This window comes from Maribellus comscasis (genome assembly GCF_009762775.1).
Taxonomy (GTDB): Bacteria; Bacteroidota; Bacteroidia; order Bacteroidales; family Prolixibacteraceae; genus Draconibacterium; species Draconibacterium comscasis.
In genome coordinates, this window is record NZ_CP046401.1 from 4291894 (window position 1) to 4314706 (window position 22813).

A 22813-nucleotide genomic window follows, 5' to 3' on the forward strand; every position below is an offset into this window, starting at 1 on the left:
TACCTGATAATGTTTGCAGAAAAATATCTTTTGAAACAGGATAAGAAATCTTTAATCGGGATTGCGCCTAAAGCAGGGACGAAGCTGATTGTAGTAATTCCCTGTTATAACGAACCGGATATCTTGCAAACGCTGGTGTCACTTTCCGCCTGTAAAATTCCGGATTACCCTGTCGAAGTATTGATTGTTCTAAATCATTCAGAGACTGAAAATGATGTTATCAAGGATTTTAACTGGAAAACAAAAAAGCAGGTTGAATTCTGGCTTTCGGAGAACAAGTTTAGTAACATCACCTTTTATATTGTGGGCCCCGTTGAATTAAGAAAAAAATGGGCTGGGGCAGGGTTAGCTAGAAAAACAGGGATGGATGAAGCCTTGTTCCGCTTCGACTTACTCAAAAATCCCAACGGATTAATTGTTTCGCTGGATGCTGACACCTTAGTCGCTGAAAATTATTTTGTTGAAATTGAAAAACATTTTAGCGAGCATCCGAAAAACGTAGGAGCAACTATATCCTTTCAACATCAAACCACTGGGTTGGAAGCAAGGCATTTAAAGGGTATTCAACTTTACGAAAAATATCTTTGGTTTTATAAAAATGCAATTCATTTTACAGGGTATCCGTATTCCATGTTTACGGTAGGCTCTGCATTTGCGGTTAAAGCAGAGGCCTATGTAAAAAGAGGTGGAATGAACCGGCGGCAGGCAGGCGAGGATTTTTATTTTTTGCAGAATCTGGCTCAATTGGGTGAAGTAGGTGAAATTAGCACAACCAAAGTTTATCCCTCAGCCCGCTTGTCAGCCCGTGTTCCGTTTGGCACCGGTCCTATTCTTCAAAAGTGGATGAATGAAACTGAAGACCTCACCCAAACCTACAATTTTCAGGCTTTTGCAGATTTAAAGGAACTTTTTGATACGAAGGGCAAACTGTTCAAAATAAACAAAAAGGAATATGAGGCTGTAATTTCAAAATTACCGGAACCTGTTTTTGAATTTCTCCTGCATGATAATTTTTGGAAAGAACTAAACGACGTAAACAACAACTGTGCAAATCAGCAAACGTTTAAAAGGCGTTTTTTTCAGAAATTTAATGCGTTCAAAATTTTAAAATATCTGAATTTTGTTCACGAAGAATTTTATCTAAAGGCAAATCTTAATGAACAGGTTGACATACTAAATAGATATTTAAAATGAAAATATTTCGAAGTATTATTAGTATTGCTGTTTTAATTGCGTTTTCAGTTATAGCTTCTACTTGTCAGAAACAAAGCAGTTTTCTCTCTGAATACCGGGCACTCACTTATTCAATTCCGCTTGAAGGAAACTGCTGGCTTACAAATACAAGCCAAAATAATTCCAAAATTGATGAAGGTGGTTTAAAAAACTGGACAAATTCTAATGCTCAGGCGCAAATCTATTTCAAAACGGAACATAACGGAAAATTACAGTTGGCTTTGCTTGCTAAAGCTGTCTCCGGCCCGTCTGAACTGACCATAAAGCTGGAGGGCCAAACAAAGAATTGCTTCATTAAAAATACGGATTTTGACACCGTTTATGTTGGCAGTTTTAGTGTCGGGGAAGCCGGATACCACCAGGTTGATATTCGTGGATTAAAAAAAGAAGGCGAATATTTTGCAGAAGTGAAATCACTTTTAATTGGCGGAGAAGCGGCGGAAGGTAAGGTATATTTCGCAAAAGATGATTTTTACTGGGCTCGCCGGGGGCCTTCTGTTCACTTAAACTTTGAAGTCCCGGAAGATGCCGGTGACCTTAAGTATTTTTATAGTGAAATTACCGTACCTGAAAATAACGATGTTCAGGGATCGTATTTTATGGCTGATGGATTTGCCCAGGGGTATTTTGGAATGCAGGTAAACTCCTCCACTGAACGCAGAATATTATTCTCGGTTTGGAGTCCTTTCAAAACTGATAATCCCGGAGAAATCCCGGACGAGTATAAAATATCATTGTTAAAAAAGGGAGACGGTGTGTATACAGGAGAGTTTGGTAACGAAGGCTCGGGCGGCCAAAGTTATCTTGTTTTTCCGTGGAAAGCCGGGACAACTTATAAATTTCTGTTAAAAGGAAATCCGAGTGAGAAAGGGAAGACTGATTTTACTGCCTGGTTTTTTGCTCCTGAAGTTGGCGAGTGGAAGCTGATTGCAAGTTTTCGGAGGCCAAAAACAGATACCTATTTGACACACCTCTATTCTTTTCTTGAGAACTTTAAGACAGAAACCGGAAATATAACCCGGATGGCAAAATATTCAAATCAATGGGTTTATACCAGAACCGGGGACTGGAGAGAACTTTCAAAAATCAAGTTTACCGCTGATGCTACTGCCCGAAAAGAATCAAGAATGGATTATGCGGGAGGTGTTGAAGGCATTAATTTCTTTTTAAAAAATTGTGGCTTTTTTAGCAAAACAACACCCATCGATACTTTCTTTGAACGAGAAAAGAACGACAATCCACCTCAAATCAATTTTGAAGAATTACCATAAAAAAAGTCCGCCGGGATGCCCGACATTTTTCATTTAGTTGATTTTTAATTTTCGCAGGTCTTTAGCTACCTGAATTACGGGCCTTCTGTCAATTTTCAGAAAGTCGGCAAAAGAATCAGGCATTCTTCGGTAGTTTAATTTTGCTTGCAGAAAGACTTCACCTTCTATATTTTCAGGTATTTTAAAAGAGTACTTCTCTTTTCTGATTTCCAGCGGTTTTAATCGGTTTTCTATTTCTTTTACACAAAACCATTGAGCAAAAGTAAATTCTCCTTCGCTGTCGAGGAAGGCGCTATGATACAAACGGTCGCCTTCAGGAAGTGCATCTCTTGCTATTGGTTCTGATATTTTGCTGTGTGATGGATAAGCAACCTTTTGGTTGCTGGTAATAAAATATTTGTCGTTCGGGTCATTGGGATTTTTAGGAACCGGAATGTGAAACAGTTCTTTCCCATTTTTGTCAACCAACGAAAGACGAAGCCAAACATCACGTTCTTCTGTAGAACCTGTTGGAAATTTATGACCGGTCGCAACTGCTTGTACATCAACAAAAAAGTTAACTTCCTCTCCTGCTTTTAACTCAGTGGAGTTTACTTTAATTTCAACTCTTGCCGCTCCTTCAACAAATTCAGTAAATCCGCCTCCCCACCAGTGATCGGAATTCACCGGGCGAAGTATTCCCATTTTAGCAGGTTTCCCGCCCATGGGTTGCATATGGCAGGTTTGGCAAATTATTCCTTGTTCAGGATAGACACTTTCTTCATATTCAGTAAAAGTTGCTTTTACCCATGTATCATAAGGATTTAATTCGTTGTGGCATGATGAACACATCATCGGGTCTTCATAGATTTCAGAAGTGGCTGTTTTGTGATGCGGCGACCAGGGAAACTCCAAATCGCCAAATTTTGTATCAACGGCTTCGGTCGCCGCTGAAACATAATCGTGATTATAAGGCGGCTCATTTTTAAAATGTGAAACGGTGTGGCAGAAATCACAAAAAACACCTCGATCTGCCATCGATACGTCGCCGTTGCTTTTATTCCAGAAATTATCGGGATTTGTTGTTCGGGAAGGAACAAAATCCTGTGCTAAAAAAGCGCTTGGTGCATGACACCCAATGCATCCTTTTATGGCTTCTTTTACTTCAGGAGCAAATGATTCCGAAGCCAAAACCAATTCGTAAAATTGTTTTTGAAAAAAATCGCCGGTAAATGCTCTGGAGTGTTGCGATACATTCCAGCGTTTAAATTTATCCACATGGCAACCTTCACAAACTTTTGGGTCTTCAAAATAATTATAAGGTTTGATCTGATTTTTAATCTGCATCTTTAGCTCAGCTTTTGTTTGCGCTATAATATTTCCCGTAATAAATATCAGTACAATAGTATATATAAGTCTTTTCATAATTTTTGGTTTTTGAACGTTTGCTGATTAAAAGAACCCGATTGATAAAATGGATTTAAACACAAAATTATCTGCCGGATCGCTTAGTCCGAACCCGGCTCCTGTGTGCCAGATTAATCTGCCGTGTTTCCCCATTATTATGTCAATAGCGGGGAAAATGTATGTTTTGGATTCATTAAAAGGGGCCATTTCTGCCAGTTCTCCCCATTTAGTATAGAACTCAACGCCAGGTTGAAAAGTCAGGCTTTTTTTAAAATACCATCCGCCGTTTAGAGCAAATTCCACACCTTCATCAACATCAGGGCCGGCGATGTTTTTTTCAAAAGTTGGGTTAAGTACTACGGTATGAAAACCATAGTCCTTTTCCATTATGATTTTAATCTCAATTTGTTCGGCATCTTTGTATTCTTTTTTTGGAAGAATATATTCTACATAAAGTCCCAAATCTACCGGACGTTCCCCTTTTTCCCAAAATCTACCGTGAAACATCAGGGCTTTTGTTTTAATGTGTTTTAGTTGTTCCCCGGCAGGTTGCTCAAAATCGAGATATAAGCCGGCAGTCCATTTATTACTTAAACCATATTCCAGTTCCAGCGAATGTGCCATGAGCCCGTTTCTGTCAACGTCTTTTCCAAAAAAAGAATACTGATGATCGGAGTTTATGGCACTAAACCAGTAAACCAGTTCTTTTTCGCCTGCCTCGGGAGTCATGTATGGATACACTTTGAAAAATTGTGCTGAAGTAAAAAGCGGAAGTGTCAAAGTTAGTATTACAATGATTTTTTTTAACATGATGTTGTTTGGTTTAGTTTTTTGCTACAATTTAATTAAAATAACAGTTGGTTTTAAAAACCATTGCTTATTTAAAATCAGAATAAAAAAATGGCTGCCTGAAAATCAGACAACCATTTTAAATATAATTTACTTAAACCAACTATTTTAATCCATTTGCCAACATGTAATATATTTCGTTCCAGCGAAGTTCTTTTTTGAAGTCGCTTACATTTGTGGTTTTATCAATAATAACAAATTCAACATCGGCATATTCCGCAAATGTTTCGATATATTCCGGAGTTAACGCCAATGTAAATGCAGAATGATGTGTTCCGCCTGCATAAATCCACGCTGCTGCACCATCAGCCAGATTGGGGTGTGTTTTCCAGAAAGCACTTGCGACGGGAAGTTTTGGCATTTTGTCCAGCGGTTCAATAACGTCGAGTGTATTTACGATGATTCGAAAGCGATTTCCCATATCGATTAATGTAACGTTCATGGCATCGCCGGTTGCACTTTCAAAAATCAGTCGGGCCGGAGCATCTTTCCCTCCAATTCCCAAAGGCTGAACTTCCAGACGAGGCTTTTGGGCAGCAATTGAAGGACAAATTTCCAGCATGTGTGCTCCCAGAACAGCTTCGTTGGCCGGGTCTAAATGATAGGTGTAATCTTCCATAAATGAGCTTCCACCCTCCATTCCTTTCGACATTGTTTTTACAATACGAAGTAAAGCAGCCTGTTTCCAGTCTCCTTCGGCACCAAATCCGTAGCCGGCAGCCATCAGGCGTTGAGATGCCAATCCCGGCAATTGAGCAAGACCTGTTAGATTTTCAAAGTTTGTGGTAAAGGCTTTAAAATTTCCGTCTTCCATAAAACGTTTCATTGCAATTTCATATCGCGCCTGAACACGCACATTTTCATGAAATTCGCCACCGGGTTTGCAGTTTTCTGCTACATCATACAAACTTTCATATTCTTTGTAAAGTGTATCTACTTCTTCTTCGGTAACTTTTTCAACATAAGCAACTAAATCACCCACTCCGTATGCACTGATTTGCCATCCGAATTTTATTTGGGCTTCTACTTTATCACCTTCGGTTACAGCAACCTCACGCATGTTATCGCCAAAACGGGCTACTTTTAGTCCCTGAGAATCGGCCCAGCCAATTGCAGTACGGCACCACACCGCTACCTGATCCTGAACGTTTTCGTCCTGCCAGTGCCCGACAACCACTTTGCGGTTTTTGCGCATTCGGGCGTTTATAAAACCATATTCGCGGCCGCCGTGTGCACTTTGATGCAGGTTCATATAATCCATATCGATCTCGCTCCACGGAAGGTCGCGGTTAAATTGTGTGTGCAAATGCATATATGGTTTGCTTAGTGCTTTTAAACCTCCAATCCACATTTTTGAAGGTGAAAAGGTATGCATCCAGGTTATCAATCCAATACAGTTTTTGTCTGCACTGGCCTGAACGCAAATATCAAGGATTTCATCGGGTGTTTTTACAACTGGTTTAAAAATAATTTTTACGGGCATTTTCCCCGACGTATTTAATCCGTCTACGATGGTCGAAGAATCAATATCAACTTGCCTGAGCGTTTCGGGGCCGTATAAGTGTTGGCTTCCTGTTACAAACCAAACTTCCATTTGCTTAGTATCTGTCATTTTTTATTGATTTAATTTCAGGTAAATGTAGTAAAAATACTTTAAAGGTAGAATTTACACTTTTAATTTTTTGTCAAATTGTTCGCTTGAAAAAAACATTTGCTTTCCAAGTGGCTTTTACAACGACTTTGCAGTATTCTGAATTAAATCCCACGCATTTTTTACATGTGCTTCTTCTGTATTGGTTTGCCCGATGCTCATCCGCAAAACAATTTGTCCGTTTAGCTTTGTATGGGTGAAGAAAATTTTTCCTGTTTCGTTGATTGTGTTCATTAGTTTCATGTTAAAATCGTCACCCTTCTTATGCCTGAAGCAAACCAAATTTAAGGGAGGTTCAACAAACAGTTCAAAATCATCAGAATCGTTAACCCACTTTGTAAACTTTTGAGAAAGTTCTACATGTTTTCGAATATGAAATTGTAACCCTTCCACGCCATAATGCCGGATAACAAACCAAAGTTTTAGCGAACGAAACCGGCGCCCCAGTTGCACATGCCAGTCGCGGTAGTCAAACACGGCACCCGACTCTGTAGCTTTGTTTTTTAAGTATTCGGGAAGAATGGAAAAGGTATGGATGAGCTCATTCCGGTTGCCTACCCAAAACACATCGCAGTCGAAATTGGTAAACATCCATTTGTGCGGGTTAAATACAAAACTGTCGGCCAGTTCAACTCCGTCCATTAAATATCGAAACTCAGGACAAAGCATTGCAGTTCCTGACATGGCTCCGTCGATATGGAACCAGCAGTTTTCCTTTTGGGCAATTTCACCGATTTTCCGCAACGGATCCATTGCGTTAGATGATGTTGTACCCAGAGCACCACAGATAAAAAATGGAACAAAACCCGCATTTTTATCTTTTTGAATTTGCGTATCCAGCTCCTCCGGTTTCATGGCAAATTTTTTGTCAACATCAATCAAACGCAGGTTTTCTTTTCCAATACCCGCCATCTTTATGGCTTTCTCAAGTGAGGAATGCGTTTGTGTGGAAATATATGCGACCAGTTTTTGCTGCACTCCCTTTTCATTTGATTCAAACTTTGTAACTCTTTCGCGTGCCGCAATAATGGCTGTTAATGCCGATGTTGAAGCTGTATCCTGGATTACACCACCCCCGGTTGATTTTGATTTGAATTTTTCCGGCATCGCCATCATTTCAGCCAGCCAGTCGAGAACCCGGGTTTCAAGTTCTGTAGCTGCCGGGCTGGTTGCCCAAATCATTCCCTGAACACCTAACCCGGAAGAAACGAGGTCTCCTAAAATGGACGGAAACGATGTATTTGATGGGAAATAGGCGTAAAAATTTGGCGATTGCCAGTGTGTAATTCCCGGCATAATCTTTTCTTCAATGTCCCGCATCATTTTATCCATTGCTTCTCCTTTTTGAGGAGGATTTTCGGGCAGTGACGAAATAATTTCACCTGGTTTTACCTGCGAAAGCACAGGGTATTTTTCAACATTTTCGTAGTAATCAGCAATCCAGTCGATAATTTTTTTGCCTTCTTCGCGGAACTGTTCCGGCGACATGTGGTAGTTTTTATGATTCAATTTTAGTGGTTTTTAGTATTTGATGCTAAAATTATCAAAATCGCTTAAAACATTGTTTTCTGAGGTGAATATTTTATCTACTCGCGCCATAGGCGGCCCTACTTTTAAATAATCAATAAAAGTATCCAGGTCGGTTTTCTCTGCCTGAGCAATCACTAAAACATTGCCGTCGGGCAAATTTTTCACCCATCCTTTTATGCCTGTTTCTTTTGCTTTTTCTTTTGTAAATTTTCTAAACCACACTCCCTGCACGCGTCCGCATACTTTTATCTCGTATTCTTTCATTGGTATTTTAATTTTTTGTCTTCATTAAAAAAATGAAAATGCTTTTATGAATGAAACATTCAAATTTGTTTCAGAGGAACAAAATTATTGAAGAAAACGGAAAAAGAAGGAGATTTCCTTTATTGATTTTATGCTGATTCAATATAAGTTGTAAACTGTTTTTTGGTTGATTTATTTTTGTTTGAATCAACAAACAATCTCAGGAGGCAGATATTGTCTCCTTTATTTTGGGGTAAAGTGACTTTTCAGAAATGACTTGTAGCCTACTTTTTAAAGTGCTCCACAGTCTCCGGCTGAACAAGCGCCCAGATGGAGTACACTCCAACTGCAGTGCCTAAAGGAAAATTAAACAAATCGAGCACTGAAATAATTAAAGTGAGAATGCGTGCCCACTCTTTTCTTTTAAATAAACCAATACCGGCAATAATACCGGGGATACTTAAAACAGCAAAAAAGATGATTAAAATATTGGCCACAATCGATAAAATGAATTGCGCCTCGTGGTCACCGGATATATCTCCGGCAAAATGCAGGATTGCAAAAACTACAGCTCCGATTATTATTCCCAAAATGCTAAACCCAATTTGAAGGGCAGCAACAATATTAATGTGTTTTTCCATGATGCTTTTGTTTTTTGTTTGGTATTAAAATTACAAAAAACAAGGCGAAAGAAGGAAGGGATTTCTTTTTTTTAGATAAGCACAACATTTCATTAGGTAAACGAGTTTATTTTATAGGGAAACTAAAAATAAAGATGTATTTTTGCGGTCAATTTGGAGGTTAGAAATGGAAGTTATTAAAATTATCTTATTATCAGTTGCATTGGTAGCCATTGCAATGTTTGGGTTAGCCATTCGGATTTTGTTGTTGAAAGGCGGAAAATTTCCGAATACACATGTGAGTGGAAACAAATTTTTAAAAAGCCAGGGAGTGTATTGTTCGCAAACACAGGATAAAATGGCACAGCGGGATGCCCGTAAAAAAGTAGAGTTTGAAAGTTTGACTTTTGCACCAGATAAAAAATAGAAGCCGGATTTTTCCCGGTTTTTTTATTTACGGAGAAACTGCTCAAATCCATCCGACATGTAAATCTGGTTTTCACCATTTTCGTCGGCATAGATAAAGTACACGCTAATTTCCGGAACCTTCCCGGCAATTTCAATTCCTTTTTCCAGTCCCAAAACCATAAATGCAGTTGCGTATGCATCGGCTGTCATACAGTTATCGGCCAAAACTGTGGAGCTTAAAATACTGTGTTGAACAGGGTAGCCGGTTTTTGGGTCAATGGTGTGCGCATATTTTTTGCCGTCTTCAATATAGAAGTTCCGGTAATTTCCTGATGTAGCCATTGCATTTTCCGGCAGTTCAACCACTGCGTCGTAATCGTTGGCGGCAAAAAAAGCATCTTCTTCAGGGCGACTGATCCCGATTCCCCATGTTTTTCCTTTTTCGTTTATGCCTTTGGTCACGATTTCTCCGCCAATGTCAATCATATAATTTTTACATCCTTTTGCAGCGAGGAAATTACCAATTAAATCGCAGGTATATCCTTTGGCAATGGCACTCATATCTATTTTCATTTGCGGATTTTCTTTGATAACTTTTTTGTTTTCCAGTTTTATTTTCTGGTACCCGGTAAAAGTAAGCAGGCTGTCTACTTTTTCCTGCGTCATTTTTTCTTTGTCGTCCGGGCCAAAACCCCAGGCGTTTATCAGTGGTCCGGCAGTAATATCAAAAGCACCCCCGGTAATTTTCGAAATTTCTATAGCCTTTTCAAAACAGTTGACAAATTCAGGTGTAAGTTTTACATTTTCATTGTTGTTTATTTTTGATATTACCGACGCGTTGTCATAGGTAGAAAACATGGAGTTGTACTCACTCAGTTTTTTTTGAATTTCTTCCTGTAAATCTTTCCCCTGAGGACTTTCATATACAAAATGATAAATGGTGCCATATACAAAGCCTTCATTGTAGACGTATTTTGAGGGTGAATGTTGGCAGGCACCTAAAGCCAAAATCAGCAGACCTGTGATAAAGAAAATTCTGGTACTCATTTCGGTGAATTTTTATTAAGGGCGAAATTAAAAAAATGAATGAGTATGGCGGGCATATTTTTTTAAGAATCATTATTGCATGTTTAACTTTTTCGGATAAATAAGCAAGTGATGGTTTAGCTCCGTTTTATTTCATTATTGCCAAATCGGGATTGTTTATCTTTGTTGAGTTTACAATTATAAAGAAGCGAAGAAATAAAATGTAAAATAATTTGCATCATTTTGTTGAATTGTGCTTATTTTATCGGATAAAGTTAATTTGACCTTTTTGGATGGATTTTTATTATCTCTGGCAATTTGTGGAAAAACCTGAAAGGTCGAAACAATTTGAAGATTTAAAACAGAAATTAGCCGCTGAATTTAAAATGACTACTGTGCCTACAATTTTTAGGTAAAACAAACTATATTAACAAACACTCAATCTAATAAGTAAAAAATGAAAGAACTTCCCGTTGTAAGGTCTACGCTTTCCGCAATAGAATTAGGAAAGTTTATAAAAGACCAATATCAGTTGAGCGAAGATTTTATTTGTGAATTATTTAGAACAGGGATGAATCACACTTATTTCTTTTCATCCGCAGAAATGAAATATGTTGTACGCGTTTACAGTCACAATTGGAGGTCTAAACATGAAGTTAATGAAGAGTTAAAACTATTAAAGTTTCTTCAGGGAAATGATTTAAGTGTTTCTTTTCCAATTCAAGACAGAAATGGAGAGTTCATTCAAGAAATACTTGCTCCGGAAGGAGTCAGATATGTAGTACTTTTTTCGTTTGCCCGAGGTGACAAAATTCGATTTATGGACAAAGAGACTTGTTTCTCTATTGGTTCACAAATGGCAAAAATTCATAATATCACTTTAAATAAAGTTATTGACCGAATTTCTTATAACAGGCGATCGCTTATTGAGTTTCCATATCGGCATTTAGCACAGTTCTTTTCCGAAAAATTACCGGAAATGGAGTTTATTAAAGATTTTGAAAAGTCTTTTCACGATTCGGATTTTGAGCATATTCAAACCGGAGTAGTACATATGGATATTTGGTATGATAATATGGCTGTTGTAAATGAAAATGAAATTACAATTTTCGATTTTGATTTTTGCGGAAACGGATGGCAGGTTTTAGACATTGCATATTTCTGCAAACAATTATTTTTTATAGAAACAGACAAGAAACAGTATGAATCAAAAATTCAAAGTTTTCTAAAAGGCTATCAGGAAAAAAGAGAATTATCAGAGAACGAACTTCGTTTAATACCTAAAGCTGGAGCTTCTGTTTTTATTTTTTATCTTGGAGTACAAGCACAGAGATTTGATTGGTCTAATATATTCTTGACGGAAAATTACCTTAAAATGTTTGTTGGCAGGATAAAGTCCTGGATTGATTATTATGAAACTAAAGAAGTAAATGTAGATGTTTAAAATAAGTTACTGGTAAATCATTAATAGGGTCGTGACGCTTCTGTTTTTGTGTGGCTTGGCGGAGTTGAGACCGTATGAGTCTATAATTCAGATTGCAACTGCTTTGCTGCCTGAAGCAACCATATGAGAATAAAAAACATCATAGAAACAGGTATTAAAATGTTGGAAATGAAAATCTTTAAATTTACACTAATTGTTTCCATTTTGCTAAGTGGATCGATTTCTTGCGAAACTGATACGATTCAAATTTCCGGTGACCTACAAAAAATGGAAGCGACAAAATATTTTGACGCAGAGGTGTTTGCCGAGCCCTACTTAAAAGTTTACGGTACATGGAAATTGTTTGAGGTTTCAGGAGGTTTTGCGGGAAATGGACATGACTTAAATTTTGAGTATTTGGAGATTAAAGAATATGGAATATATGGTTTTTTGAGTAATGACACTCTTCTCGAATACGGCAAAATTTCTCCTGCGGTGCAGACAACGAATGACTTGCGGCTGAAAGTCGATTTTGAAGCCGATGAGGAATCAGATTTATTTTTTTCGGACAGCGAGAAATATGTGGAATTTAGCGGAAGTGATACTTTACATCTAAACTCTCCCTGTTGCGACCGATATAATTATCATTTAAAAAGAGTGAAATAAAAATTAAAATTGTAAACCGGCATCTCCCGACAATTTGGAATGTGACATGTGGGGCTGATAGCCTGACAGATTAAATCACTGTTGTTAAATCCGGGTTTTTTTGAAAAATAAAATGTTAGAACTTTCCATATATAAATCGAAGAGTAAAAATTCTTTGACTTTTGAAACCCTTATTTTAGGGAGTACAATAGTTATTTTATACCTTCTTTTCCCTGCAATAAATCGTAATTTATTGTTCATACCGATTATGGTGTTTATTTTATACATCGCGCTTAAAAATGACAAAGATGAATCTATCGGTAAAATTTATTTAACAAACCATCAAATTAAGGTGAAAACAGAGTCGAATGATTTTCAGATTAATTTAGTTGGCCTTGATAAGTTTCAGCTAATTTACAGCGGACATCGCGGACAAATATTAAGGGGAGATATTATTGGTCCATTTAATACATTCTCAGGAATTGACAATTATCTGGCGATGGGGAAAGATAATTCTGAATTCAGATGCCGGTTCATGGTTGAGAGCTCAGAAAAAGAGGGTGAACTGTTGGAACAAATTAGAAACTGGGAGTCATTTGGGTATGACATCGGCAACATCAGGATTAACAAATAAAAATAATCAACCGGTGCCAATTTTTTGACTTATTATTCAGGAAAACCAACTCCTGTAATTTTTTTACACAGATTTAGAAATTGTTCCTGAACTTGAACATTAGTCGCTTCAGGTACATGGTATTTTTGTTTTTTGTGGTAAAAATAGCAGCCGCTTACTTTGGCCTCTTCATCGTTATTCACTGCGAGCCACACCTGTGTTTCAAATCCTTTCTGAAGGTTGCCGGGCGCACCGGGTCCCCCCATTTTAGTGGGCACCCATCCCGGGTCCACCGCGTTGGAGTATACATCGGACCATTTGCGGGCAGTGGCCATACACAGGATTACACCGTGTAGTTTTGAATCGGAGTAACTTACACGACCACTTTCCATATTTTTAAGGCCGTAGTCTCCGCTCAGATGCATACCTGAACTGAGATACACCAAACGTTTTGGTTTTTGAATGAGACATGTAAGAATATATGGTGCGAGAGTATTTACCGCAAAAATCAGATCACCGCTTACCTGGTACACTCCGGCATTATGAATAATTGTATCAAAACGACCCAGGACATTTACTTTTTCAGCTAACTGTTTTGTCTCTTCCATATCTGACAAATCAGCCGTCAAAACGTTTTCCGCGCCGGGAACCTTTTTCAGCGCCTCTTCGCCGCGTTTTTGATTTCGTGCATGCAGCACCACCTGGTGCCCCTGATTAACCAACATCTTAGCCGCCATCTGTCCCAGTCCATCTGCTGAGCCGGTAATAAATATCCGTGCCATAACGTTTTTGATTTATTTCATTTTTTTATAAACCTAAACAACGAAATCAAAGTAAGTGTTCCCTGGATTATAAAATCTAAGAAAAACTTTCAGTTGAAAGCGTCGCGTAGCTCAAAGTTCACACAAACTTTTACAACAAAAATGCAATTTGTAACTTTAAACAAATTAAATCAGAGTAAATGAATATAGCAATGTTAGGTACCGGATTAATCGGTACATTTTATACGATGTCACTTCACGGGCTGCGCAGTCGCGACAAAGTCGTTTCGGTTTACTCACGCTCGGAAGAAAGAGGGGCGAAATTTGCCAAAGAGAATAATATTCCCAGGTGGACCACCAATTTACAGGAAGCTGTTTCAGATCCTGAAGTAGATGTAGTGGTAGTAGGTTTACCGAACGATTTGCATAAGGAAGCAATTTTCGCCGCTGCGGACGCGGGCAAAGCTGTTTTATGCACCAAACCGCTGGGCAGAAATGGGAGAGAGGCGTGGGAGATTTTACAAAAAGTAGAACAGGCGGGTGTTTTTCATGGTTATCTAGAGGATTTGGTCTATTCACCCAAACATCTGAAGGCACACGCTTCAGTAGAAAATGGTGCTATCGGGAAAGTGTTATGGGTGCGTTCACGTGAAGCACATCCCGGTCCGCACAGCGACTGGTTCTGGAATCCGGAAAAATCGGGTGGGGGAGCCATTATCGATTTGGGATGCCATTGTATTGAAATCGGAAGGAGTTTTATCGGGAAAAATATTCGTCCTGTGGAAGTGGTTTGCTGGGCCGACACGCAGGTAAAACCTATCGCTGCTGAAGATCATGCCATTGGTTTGGTAAAATATCAGAATGGAGCCATCGGACAATTTGAGGTGAGTTGGTGTTTTCGTGGAGGAATGGAATTGAAGGATGAAGTGGCCGGTGTGGATGGCTCCATCCGGCTGGATAATTTCCTGCGCACCGGTTTTGAAATGTTTTCTGCTCCGGGGAAAAAGGGATATGTGGCAGAAAAGGCTGAATCTGATTCGGGCTGGTTATTTCCTGTGGGTGATGAAGTACATGAGTTGGGATATAACGACATGTTTGCCGATATGTTTAATGCTATTGAACAAGGGAAAAAACCGATCGAGGATTTTTACGACGGTTATGTTGTAAATGCGATTATGGATGCCTGCTACAAATCAGTCAAAACCAAAAAGTGGGAGCCGGTAGAAATAAAGGAGTGGCGCGGATTGGATGAGGTGGAACCGCTTTCGGCTTTTGTTGAATACGACGAAAACCATTGGCTGGTAAAAGAGGAAATTTTGCCCGACGGACGTAAAAAGGTGATTCTGAAAGAAAAAGCGGGTGGTGAGATAATTGAGAAAGATATTTAATTGTGGGAATTTGCAAATAGAAATTATTTTTCAACCGCAATCAACAAATCTTAAAAGCTTCCCTTTGCTCCGGGAAAGCAATGGATAAATCTTAAAAGCCGGCTTTTTCTTCCGCGCAGACAATGGCATCATGCCACCGTGTCAAACCGCATTTTTTGCGGGAGCAATATTTCCGGTTATTCTGTTTTAGGCATAAGCCGGCCTGCACTTAAACGTGTTCCGGCACCACAAACGGTTCACGGTATTCGCGCGTAAGCATTGTATCTGCTTCCGGATCGTTTATAAATTTCATCGTTTCCGGGTCAAACTCCAGTGTTCTTCCCAAACGGTAAGAAATATTCCCGAGGTGAATGAGCGCACAACTGTAAAAACCTTCTTCGATATCTGCTTTTGCCAGTTTTTGATCATTGGCCCGAATAGCATGAATAAAATTCTGGTAGTGGTTGCCCAATCCGTCACCCGACGCTCCCGTTTCTCGCTTTTGTCCTTCAAAAACCCGCCAGTTGTTTACGGTTTTGCTCATAAAACCATCTGAACCATAAAACAGATTTCCAATTTCGTTAGTATCGCTCACCATATAAGTATTGCCGGTCTCGCCTGCTTTGCTTGCCAACTCCCGGTTGGTCATCCAATGGCGCACTTCAAATTGTAAGATTTTCTTTTTATCGCCGCTACCATCAGGATTTGGAAATTCAAAAACCGTTATCTGGTCATTGGGAGTGGTTTGTGCATCGTTAAAAACAAAATGACCGCCAATTGAACTTATTTTGGCGGGAAGTTTTACCCCCAGTCCCCAGCGGGCGATATCCATTTCGTGAACGCCCTGATTTCCCATATCTCCGTTTCCGTAAAGCCAGTTCCAGTGCCAGTTGTAGTGAAAGCGGTTTCGGTTAAAAGGTAACTCAGGTGTTGGCCCCAGCCACATATTATAATCAACTTTTGATAAATATTCTTTGGTATAGGGTGTAACATAATTTTTACTTCCCACTGTAAAAGCAAATTGTTCGTCTTTTTTCATTGGCCCGTCAGGATAACTGCCAATTGAGTCGCGCCATTTAAAACACAAACCTTTGGCCATATATACCTCGCCCAGTTTGCCCGAGTGGAGATAATCGGCCATTGAAATGGCACATGGATTGCTTCGTTGTTCGGCACCATCCTGAACAATTACATCATACTTCTTTGCAGCTTCTACCAGTTTTTGTCCTTCATAAATGTTATGGCAACAAGGTTTTTCAACTGAAACATGTTTCCCTGCCTGGATGGCCCAAATGGCAGCAAGCGAATGCCAGTGATTGGGCGTTACTACTGAAACAGCATCGATGTTTTTGTTTTCAAACAATTTTCGCATGTCGGAGTAAAGTTGCGGGGCCTTCAAGTCCTTATCCGTAAAATGTTTTTTTATTCGCTCGGCAAAAAGGTTTTGGTCCACATCGCAGAGCGCAGCTACTTCTACGTTTTCAAGTTTCTGGTATTCCTGAATATGATTTTGTCCCATTCCCCTGACTCCAATAACAGCCACATTTACCCTGTCGTTAGCGCCTTTCCATCGATTGCCGGTGAGGATTGTAGGTACAGTTGACACCGCCAAACTACCGGCCGCTGTTGTTTTTATAAATTTCCGTCGTTCCATAAGTTGAGTTAGTAAGTTATAGTTTTTTTAATTTGATATTTCTGAAATAGATTTCGCTATCGTGATCCTGTAATAAAATGTGTCCTTCTGTATGCTGTCCAAAATTGGTAACATCTTTAAACTTACTGGCCGCTACTTTTTCTTCGAAGCTGCTACTGAATCGGTCGTATTCCAAAACTTTTTTACCATTTAACCAGTGTTCAACTTTCCCGTTTTTTGAAACGATCCTACTGCTGTTCCAGTCGCCCATTTTTTTTGTTTTTTTATCGGGCGATGGAGGATACAATTCATAGGCAGCGCCGGTGGTATGAAAATCGTTGGTTTTCATTTGCCCCGATTTTATATATTCCGGGTCGTCGAGTAACTGGTACTCGATTCCATAACCATAACCACCGGTATCTCCTTCTCTTTCTGCAACAAAGTATTTGATACCTGAATTGGCTGCAGGCGAAACCATTTTCCACTGCCACGAGAGTTCAAAATCTCCAAATTTTTCTTTTGTAATGATACTTCCACCATCTTCACCTGTGCAGGTTATCGTGTTGTTTTTCACTGCCCAGCCTTTTGCCGGGAAAACATCTTTATTTACTCCCCGCCATCCGGTAAAGTCTTTTCCGTTAAAAAGGAGTTGCCATCCTTCTGCTTTTTCTTTTTGTGAAAGCTGGTTGTGCGATTGTGCGACTGAAAATTGTATGGACAAAATAGTCAATAAAACTACAGCAGCTAATCCGGATAGTTTTTTTTGTTTCATTTGTTTAATTTTTTTCTTCACCATATTTATAAAAACGGGTTGTTGGATAAGCAAATTGAATGTCATCGTGATTTTTAAATTGTAGCAGAATGTTTTGCCAGATTTCGTTTTCCGATCCTCTTCGTTTTCTTGGATTACACAGATAGCGAATCGTAAGTTGCACACCAACATCTTTTACTCTAGTGTATACAATCGGTGTAAGATGATGGTAATAAATCATATAGTTTCTGCTTGCCTTAAATATTTCTTTTTCAGCATCTTTGCTGATATGTTCGGCATGTTCATTTATAATTTGCTGAAGAATGTTTTTCCCTTTCTCCCAGTTGCTTTCAAAAGTGAGGGTTACTTTTATTTCATTCCAGATGAATTCAAAGCCGGTGCTGTAATTGGCCTGGGCTTCCATAAACACTTTTCCGTTGGGCAAATGAATTATTCTTCCTGTACTTTGGTCGGCCTCCACCCAATTGCCAATTTCAAGAATGGTGAACTGAAAAAGCCGGATATCAATCACGTCTCCGGCATGTTCTCCAATCTGCACCCGGTCGCCAACAATAAAAGGTTTTCGAAACATGATAAAAAACCATCCCGCAAGATTGGTCAGCGGGTCTTTTAATGCAATTGCCAAACCTGCCGAAAACAGACCAAGAAAAGCTCCAAACTGGCGAAAAGCCTGTACCCAGACACTGCCCACCAAAATAATTCCGATAAACGGAATAATCATAGAAATAGACCGCTTCCACTGGTAGCGTGTTTTTACATTTTTTGTTTGACGCCAGACAATTCGCAGAATGATTAAACGCAAAAGCCACAAAATAAAAATAATAATAAGCGACAATATTATTTTATTAAGGCTTTCGTGGGTTAATCCGGTGGTTTCTGTTAAATAGGTGCGAATGGCATCCATTGTTTAAAACGCTTTAAAAAGTAGCAGAGGAAGTTACGAAATATTTTTATTTTAACCCGCTTTCACAATTTCTTTGATTGCAATTTTTACGGGAGTGGCTTTCATTTTAAAAACAGTTTCAAATTTCGAACTGTCGAAAACATAATCCCTATCGTATTGATACAACATTTCAACAAGTTCTTTCATAACTGGATTAAACAATCCCATAACAGAAATCAGGAATTTTGAGGCTACCTGAAATTTCGGTTTTACACCGGTTTCAGAGGCAACCATTTCTATCCACTCTTTTCCTGTATGCGGCCCGGCAGTGGGCAAATGCCAAACCTGTCCGTATGCATTTTGGGTGTTGCCGAGAAGCGCTGTTGCTTTGGCTGCATCGGGTGTGTAGGTATAATTGTGCTTGGTGTTTAAGCTACAAAACCAGATGGCTTTTTTTCCTGCTTTAAGATTTTTGAACACGGTTTCGTTTAAAGCGCCATTATTGATAGCCGGGCCGTAAAAATCGGCTGAACGTGCAATCAAAGCTTCGATATTTCCGGCAGCTACTTCGTCTAAAATCATCTGAGCGATTTGGGCCCGTACTTTTCCTTTTTTGCTCGATGGCCGGATTTCTGTTTCTTCGGTCATCGGATTTAGTGCTTCCGGGTTGTACATGTAAATATTGTCGAAAAAGACCAGTTTTGTTTTATGTTTTTTACAGGCCGAAATAACATTTTGCATCACCAGCGGCCATAATTTCTGCCATACTTTTGCTTTATAAGGTAGGCCTACTACCAGGTAAGCAACATCTGCTCCCTGAACCGCTTTTTCAACTTCGTCGTTATTTGTCAGGTCGCAGGGAAAAAGCTCGTCGTCATCATTTATTTTTTGAGGGTTTCGGCTTACTAGACGTACTTTTTTATCGTATTTTTTTATTTCATGTGCAAGGTCAACTCCTATTGCACCTCCTGATCCTAAAATTACTTGCATTGCTTAATTATTAAATTATAGTTTTTATTTTTTTGATTCTGTTTTTAAAGCCAGTCTTTTCGTTTGAAATAGTACAACATAGCCCCCGCAATAACCACCATCAGACCAAGCATAATAAAATAGCTGTATTTGAAATGCAACTCGGGCAAAAAGTCAAAATTAGTTCCGTATACTCCTGCAATAAAAGTGAGGGGAATAAATATCGATGCAAAAATGGTGAGTACTTTCATCACATCATTTGTTCGATTTCCCACATTTGCGTGGTAAATATTAAGGTAGTCGTTGGTCATGTTGTAGTATATATCCACAGCTTCCATTGCCTGCGTCGACAAATCGAGTAAATCTTTAAAAAAAGAGTATGTTTTTTTCTGGATAAATTTTGATTCGGTTTTATTTAGGACGAGCATCATTTCCTTTAAAGGGAAAACGCTTTTGCGAATAAAACTGACATTCATTTTGAGCCGGTAAATTTTCTGAACAATTTCTTTTCTGGTTTCCGTAAATACTTCTTCTTCCATATTTTCAATAACGGCTCCCAAATTTTCAATACTTTGAAGATATCCATCTACCAGGGTATCAATTAAAGCATATGCCAGATAATCCGGGCCGGTTTTTCTGATTCTTCCTTTATTGTTCCTGATACGCTCGCGCACCGGTTCAAAATAACGTGCTACCCGTTCCTGGAACGTTATTACATAATTGTTCCCCACTACCATTGAAATATGATCTCCTGCGACCCGGGTATTTTCCTGATCGTATTCCAGAACTTTCAGAAAAACGGTGAGGTTGTTTTCATTTTCAATAATTTTTGGACGCTGGTCTGTGTTTAATATGTCTTCCAGTTCAAGTGGCGGGATGGTAAATTTTTCACCAATTTTTTCAATGAGTTGTGTGTCTTGTAAACCATATATGTTTATCCATAAAACCGATTCATCGGGAAGACCATTTTGTATTTCATCCAGGTTATCAATCTGTTTCTCAATAAGTGTTTCTTTGTTGTATGCTATTAAATGGATCTCTGATTTTTCCATTTTTCTGTTCCCGATAAAAATCAGTGAACCGGGTGAAGCACCATGCGAACTTTTGCGGCTTTTTAAAAATCGTGCCATTATTCAATCTCCTTTTGATATTTGGAATGAACAAACAGGGTTGTTCCAATTGTATCGTATCCTTCAAATAGTTTTTCCTTTTCGTGTTTAACCAACTCCTCGCGGACGCCAATTAACGTTAAACCGGCTTTTTCAGAATATTGATTGATGATTGCTTTTCTTGAAACATTTGGCTCCTGTGGAATGATTTTTATGTTCTTTGCTGTAATTGGCAGGCGTCCGGAATTTACCAGCTCTTTCATCTTTTGGCGGGTTTCTTCCATTCTTTCGGGCAAACAAATTTCAAAAATCTGGATGTACCCTTTCTTCCAGTCCGGGTGACCTAAAATGATAAAACTCAAAAGAATCATCAGGTTTGCATTTTCAGAATCCAGCGAATTTATCCAGACATGGATCCCATTTTTAAACGGAATGGATTTCCCGCTGCTCGCTAAAATACAGATGTCAAAATCGCCTGAGTTTACCAACGAGAAATTGTCGATTATATCTTCCAGATTATCGGGATTATCTTTGTCGTACTCAAAAATAATCATGTTATTTTCCATGCCGGCAATACCTGGAATTTGTATGGCCTGAGCAATTGCAGAGGTGTATGATGGCGAAATAAGCGTGTCGATGTATACATGGTTTCCCACGTCGCTAAACATCGAAAGCAGTCGTTCAGATTCATTTTTTGCTGTTTGAACAGTGGATTTTGAATAGTAACCTTCGATACGATGCAAATAGGTTCCAAAACCATATTTGAAGGCAATCCAGTTGAGCAACAGAAATGCTTTGTCGCGTTTAAAAGAGTCTTTCGAAATGCAGATGGCACTGGGACGCCACTCTTTATGTGTTTTTTTACTGTTTTTATTTTGAATCAGAATTTGAAGGTTTCGGTTTAACTGGAAAAGGGCATTGGTAAAAATGGAGGCAAATCCTTTTCGGTATTTGTGGTAGTGATTAATATAAATATAAATTAAAGAAATAACAGCAAATGAGAGTAGTGCGTAAGGCGTATTTATTTTAAACATCACCCACACAGCAACCAGAAAACCGGTGAGTGAGATATACCATTTCGACCGAAATGAAGGCCTGTAGGAAGGCGATGAGCCAAAATGGTTCAGAAAAGAAATCAGACAGAGCGAACCATAAGTAACCATAAAAAACATGGAAATAATAGTGGCAACGGCATTAACATCGCCAAGTGCAACAAAGATAAACGCAATCACAGCCGTTACAACAGAAGCATTTTTAGGCTCGTTATCTTTTACATTTGCTGCAGCCAGCCAGCGGTTCACTTTTTTAGATGGGAAAGCATGGTCGAGCGCCAATGCCTGCAATGTTCGTGGAGCTACCATAACCGAACCTAATGCCGACGAAATTGTTGAGGCAGCAAGGCCAAGAGGAATAACAATTGCCCCCCCCACAGCAATTTTGCTCATTATTAACTGGTGCTCAATCAAGTCTTCAACGGGCGCCGATTTGGCCAGTTTGTAAACAATAAAAAAGTAAATAATCATTCCTGAAATGGTTGCCAGTGTTGTTCCAAGCGGAATAGCGCGGGAAGGTTTTTTCAAATCGCCTGAAAGTCCGACTCCGGCCGTCATTCCTGTAAATGCAGGAAAAATAATGGCAAAGACAATAAAAAAGTCTTGCGGGTTTCTTAATTCAGCATGCGAAAGACTGTATGTTGTTGAATCAGCATGCCCTGTTGTTCCGAGAAAAAATAAAACCAGGGAAACCAGCAAAATGGCGACAACAAAATACAAAGCTTTTACACCAAGATTGGCTCCTTTTTTGATGATTAAAATGGCCAGCAAAGCCATAACAGGCAAGCTGATTACTTGCCTGCGTAAAGCAAAGTTGTACTTTTCCTGCAGAAAGTTAAACAGAAATTCAAAGGATTCGGTAAAGGCAATAACGTAAAACGCAACACTTATAGCTTGAGACATAAACAAGGCGATCCCGATTGTTGCACCAATATTTAATCCAAAGGAGCGTGAAATAATAAAGTATTCTCCTCCACCTTCAACACGTTTGTTTGTGGCAATTTCCGAAATGGCTAAAGCTGTTGGAATAGTGACAAGATGACCTAAAAAGATAATTAGTATCACTCCCCAGAAACCCAGCGTTCCCACTGCGTAGCCAAAGCGCAAAAACAGAATTGCTCCTAAAATGGTAGAAATAGCCGTAAAAAATACCGGAGCTGTTCCAAATTTTTTGGGATTATTATTCATTCTGAATTTTAATCAAATATTATGTAAGAAAGTTAAAAAAATGAAAACAGATTTGCTAATAAATAAGGTCAATTTCACCATATTTATTCTTGAATTAATCTATAAAGAGGGGTTCAGAATCCTTATAGTAACTGGCATTGAGCCGAATGATAAAATTTGCAAAAAATAAAGACTGAAAAAT

Annotated in this window: 21 protein-coding genes; 7 read left to right on the forward strand and 14 right to left on the reverse strand. The window is 38.9% G+C overall.

What is annotated here, in order from left to right:
• Positions 1-9: 9 nt before the first annotated feature.
• Both GM418_RS16900 and GM418_RS16905 read left to right on the forward strand, forming a co-directional pair.
• A complete protein-coding gene (locus GM418_RS16900) occupies positions 10-1194 on the forward strand; it encodes a glycosyltransferase family 2 protein (RefSeq protein WP_158868397.1) in 1185 nt (394 codons plus the stop codon).
• Positions 1191-2504 (forward strand): DUF3472 domain-containing protein, encoded by a 1314-nt coding sequence (locus GM418_RS16905; protein WP_158868399.1) that lies wholly within the window; start codon positions 1191-1193, stop codon positions 2502-2504. Before GM418_RS16900 ends, GM418_RS16905 begins: the two co-directional genes overlap by 4 nt.
• Positions 2505-2537: 33 nt before the next feature.
• Here GM418_RS16905 and GM418_RS16910 read toward each other — a convergent pair whose 3' ends face one another.
• The 6 genes from GM418_RS16910 to GM418_RS16935 all read right to left on the reverse strand — a co-directional run bounded on the left by GM418_RS16910 (position 2538) and on the right by GM418_RS16935 (position 8804).
• A complete protein-coding gene (locus GM418_RS16910) occupies positions 2538-3908 on the reverse strand; it encodes a multiheme c-type cytochrome (protein WP_158868401.1) in 1371 nt (456 codons plus the stop codon).
• Positions 3909-3935: 27 nt separating this feature from the next.
• Positions 3936-4700: a hypothetical protein gene (locus GM418_RS16915; protein WP_158868403.1), complete on the reverse strand. Its 765-nt coding sequence runs from the start codon at positions 4698-4700 to the stop codon at positions 3936-3938.
• Between the two features lie 142 nt (positions 4701-4842).
• Positions 4843-6351 (reverse strand): L-arabinose isomerase, encoded by a 1509-nt coding sequence (gene araA, locus GM418_RS16920; protein WP_158868405.1) that lies wholly within the window; start codon positions 6349-6351, stop codon positions 4843-4845.
• A 117-nt stretch (positions 6352-6468) separates the two neighbouring features.
• Complete coding sequence (locus tag GM418_RS16925) at positions 6469-7899, reverse strand: pyridoxal-dependent decarboxylase (protein WP_217447504.1); 1431 nt, start codon at positions 7897-7899, stop codon at positions 6469-6471.
• Between the two features lie 12 nt (positions 7900-7911).
• Positions 7912-8184: an acylphosphatase gene (locus GM418_RS16930; protein WP_158868407.1), complete on the reverse strand. Its 273-nt coding sequence runs from the start codon at positions 8182-8184 to the stop codon at positions 7912-7914.
• Positions 8185-8447: 263 nt separating this feature from the next.
• Positions 8448-8804 (reverse strand): hypothetical protein, encoded by a 357-nt coding sequence (locus tag GM418_RS16935; RefSeq protein ID WP_158868409.1) that lies wholly within the window; start codon positions 8802-8804, stop codon positions 8448-8450.
• A 166-nt stretch (positions 8805-8970) separates the two neighbouring features.
• Here GM418_RS16935 and GM418_RS16940 point away from each other — a divergent pair, with 166 nt between their 5' ends.
• Positions 8971-9210: a hypothetical protein gene (locus tag GM418_RS16940; RefSeq protein WP_158868411.1), complete on the forward strand. Its 240-nt coding sequence runs from the start codon at positions 8971-8973 to the stop codon at positions 9208-9210.
• 23 nt (positions 9211-9233) lie between these two features.
• Here GM418_RS16940 and GM418_RS16945 read toward each other — a convergent pair whose 3' ends face one another.
• Entirely contained in the window at positions 9234-10238 is a 1005-nt protein-coding gene (locus GM418_RS16945; protein ID WP_158868413.1) for an FAD:protein FMN transferase, read from the reverse strand.
• Positions 10239-10674: 436 nt separating this feature from the next.
• Here GM418_RS16945 and GM418_RS16950 point away from each other — a divergent pair, with 436 nt between their 5' ends.
• The 3 genes from GM418_RS16950 (at position 10675) to GM418_RS16960 (ending at position 12919) form a co-directional block, all read left to right on the forward strand.
• Positions 10675-11661 carry a phosphotransferase gene (locus GM418_RS16950; RefSeq protein WP_158868415.1) on the forward strand — a complete coding sequence of 329 codons (987 nt, stop codon included), beginning with the start codon at positions 10675-10677 and terminating at the stop codon, positions 11659-11661.
• 168 nt (positions 11662-11829) lie between these two features.
• Entirely contained in the window at positions 11830-12306 is a 477-nt protein-coding gene (locus tag GM418_RS16955) for a hypothetical protein (protein ID WP_158868417.1), read from the forward strand.
• Between the two features lie 100 nt (positions 12307-12406).
• Complete coding sequence (locus GM418_RS16960) at positions 12407-12919, forward strand: hypothetical protein (RefSeq protein WP_158868419.1); 513 nt, start codon at positions 12407-12409, stop codon at positions 12917-12919.
• A gap of 32 nt (positions 12920-12951) precedes the next feature.
• On the opposite strand, the gene GM418_RS16965 is transcribed toward GM418_RS16960, so the two are convergent.
• Positions 12952-13680, reverse strand: a complete 729-nt coding sequence (locus tag GM418_RS16965) for an SDR family NAD(P)-dependent oxidoreductase (protein WP_158868421.1) — start codon at positions 13678-13680, stop codon at positions 12952-12954.
• Positions 13681-13859: 179 nt separating this feature from the next.
• Between GM418_RS16965 and GM418_RS16970 the strand changes: the two genes are divergently transcribed.
• Positions 13860-15047 (forward strand): Gfo/Idh/MocA family protein, encoded by a 1188-nt coding sequence (locus GM418_RS16970; protein ID WP_158868423.1) that lies wholly within the window; start codon positions 13860-13862, stop codon positions 15045-15047.
• 208 nt (positions 15048-15255) lie between these two features.
• On the opposite strand, the gene GM418_RS16975 is transcribed toward GM418_RS16970, so the two are convergent.
• Genes GM418_RS16975 through GM418_RS17000 form a run of 6 tightly spaced genes read right to left on the reverse strand, consistent with a single transcriptional unit; the run spans position 15256 to position 22632 of the window.
• On the reverse strand, positions 15256-16680 hold the full coding sequence (locus tag GM418_RS16975; protein WP_158868425.1) for a Gfo/Idh/MocA family protein: 1425 nt from the start codon (positions 16678-16680) through the stop codon (positions 15256-15258).
• 16 nt (positions 16681-16696) lie between these two features.
• The gene (locus GM418_RS16980; protein ID WP_158868427.1) at positions 16697-17431 is read right to left on the reverse strand and encodes a 3-keto-disaccharide hydrolase; all 735 of its coding nucleotides are present in this window, start codon (positions 17429-17431) and stop codon (positions 16697-16699) included.
• 4 nt (positions 17432-17435) lie between these two features.
• Positions 17436-18335: a mechanosensitive ion channel family protein gene (locus GM418_RS16985; RefSeq protein ID WP_158868429.1), complete on the reverse strand. Its 900-nt coding sequence runs from the start codon at positions 18333-18335 to the stop codon at positions 17436-17438.
• 51 nt (positions 18336-18386) lie between these two features.
• Complete coding sequence (locus GM418_RS16990; RefSeq protein WP_158868431.1) at positions 18387-19304, reverse strand: NAD-dependent epimerase/dehydratase family protein; 918 nt, start codon at positions 19302-19304, stop codon at positions 18387-18389.
• Positions 19305-19348: 44 nt separating this feature from the next.
• Positions 19349-20413 carry a magnesium/cobalt transporter CorA gene (gene corA, locus GM418_RS16995; RefSeq protein ID WP_158868433.1) on the reverse strand — a complete coding sequence of 355 codons (1065 nt, stop codon included), beginning with the start codon at positions 20411-20413 and terminating at the stop codon, positions 19349-19351.
• The gene (locus tag GM418_RS17000; protein WP_158868435.1) at positions 20413-22632 is read right to left on the reverse strand and encodes an APC family permease; all 2220 of its coding nucleotides are present in this window, start codon (positions 22630-22632) and stop codon (positions 20413-20415) included. The genes corA and GM418_RS17000 overlap by 1 nt, the downstream gene beginning before the upstream one ends.
• Between the last annotated feature and the right edge of the window lie 181 nt (positions 22633-22813).

Excerpts from the sequence above, each read along its gene's own strand:
- GM418_RS16900 (WP_158868397.1), top strand. The coding sequence starts at position 10 with ATGTTTGCAGAAAAATATCTTTTGAAACAGGATAAGAAATCTTTAATC.
- GM418_RS16905 (WP_158868399.1), top strand. The coding sequence starts at position 1,191 with ATGAAAATATTTCGAAGTATTATTAGTATTGCTGTTTTAATTGCGTTT.
- GM418_RS16910 (WP_158868401.1), bottom strand. The coding sequence starts at position 3,908 with ATGAAAAGACTTATATATACTATTGTACTGATATTTATTACGGGAAAT.
- GM418_RS16915 (WP_158868403.1), bottom strand. The coding sequence starts at position 4,700 with ATGTTAAAAAAAATCATTGTAATACTAACTTTGACACTTCCGCTTTTT.
- araA (WP_158868405.1), bottom strand. The coding sequence starts at position 6,351 with ATGACAGATACTAAGCAAATGGAAGTTTGGTTTGTAACAGGAAGCCAA.
- GM418_RS16930 (WP_158868407.1), bottom strand. The coding sequence starts at position 8,184 with ATGAAAGAATACGAGATAAAAGTATGCGGACGCGTGCAGGGAGTGTGG.
- GM418_RS16935 (WP_158868409.1), bottom strand. The coding sequence starts at position 8,804 with ATGGAAAAACACATTAATATTGTTGCTGCCCTTCAAATTGGGTTTAGC.
- GM418_RS16940 (WP_158868411.1), top strand. The coding sequence starts at position 8,971 with ATGGAAGTTATTAAAATTATCTTATTATCAGTTGCATTGGTAGCCATT.
- GM418_RS16945 (WP_158868413.1), bottom strand. The coding sequence starts at position 10,238 with ATGAGTACCAGAATTTTCTTTATCACAGGTCTGCTGATTTTGGCTTTA.
- GM418_RS16950 (WP_158868415.1), top strand. The coding sequence starts at position 10,675 with ATGAAAGAACTTCCCGTTGTAAGGTCTACGCTTTCCGCAATAGAATTA.
- GM418_RS16955 (WP_158868417.1), top strand. The coding sequence starts at position 11,830 with ATGAAAATCTTTAAATTTACACTAATTGTTTCCATTTTGCTAAGTGGA.
- GM418_RS16965 (WP_158868421.1), bottom strand. The coding sequence starts at position 13,680 with ATGGCACGGATATTTATTACCGGCTCAGCAGATGGACTGGGACAGATG.
- GM418_RS16970 (WP_158868423.1), top strand. The coding sequence starts at position 13,860 with ATGAATATAGCAATGTTAGGTACCGGATTAATCGGTACATTTTATACG.
- GM418_RS16975 (WP_158868425.1), bottom strand. The coding sequence starts at position 16,680 with ATGGAACGACGGAAATTTATAAAAACAACAGCGGCCGGTAGTTTGGCG.
- GM418_RS16980 (WP_158868427.1), bottom strand. The coding sequence starts at position 17,431 with ATGAAACAAAAAAAACTATCCGGATTAGCTGCTGTAGTTTTATTGACT.
- GM418_RS16985 (WP_158868429.1), bottom strand. The coding sequence starts at position 18,335 with ATGGATGCCATTCGCACCTATTTAACAGAAACCACCGGATTAACCCAC.
- GM418_RS16990 (WP_158868431.1), bottom strand. The coding sequence starts at position 19,304 with ATGCAAGTAATTTTAGGATCAGGAGGTGCAATAGGAGTTGACCTTGCA.
- corA (WP_158868433.1), bottom strand. The coding sequence starts at position 20,413 with ATGGCACGATTTTTAAAAAGCCGCAAAAGTTCGCATGGTGCTTCACCC.
- GM418_RS17000 (WP_158868435.1), bottom strand. The coding sequence starts at position 22,632 with ATGAATAATAATCCCAAAAAATTTGGAACAGCTCCGGTATTTTTTACG.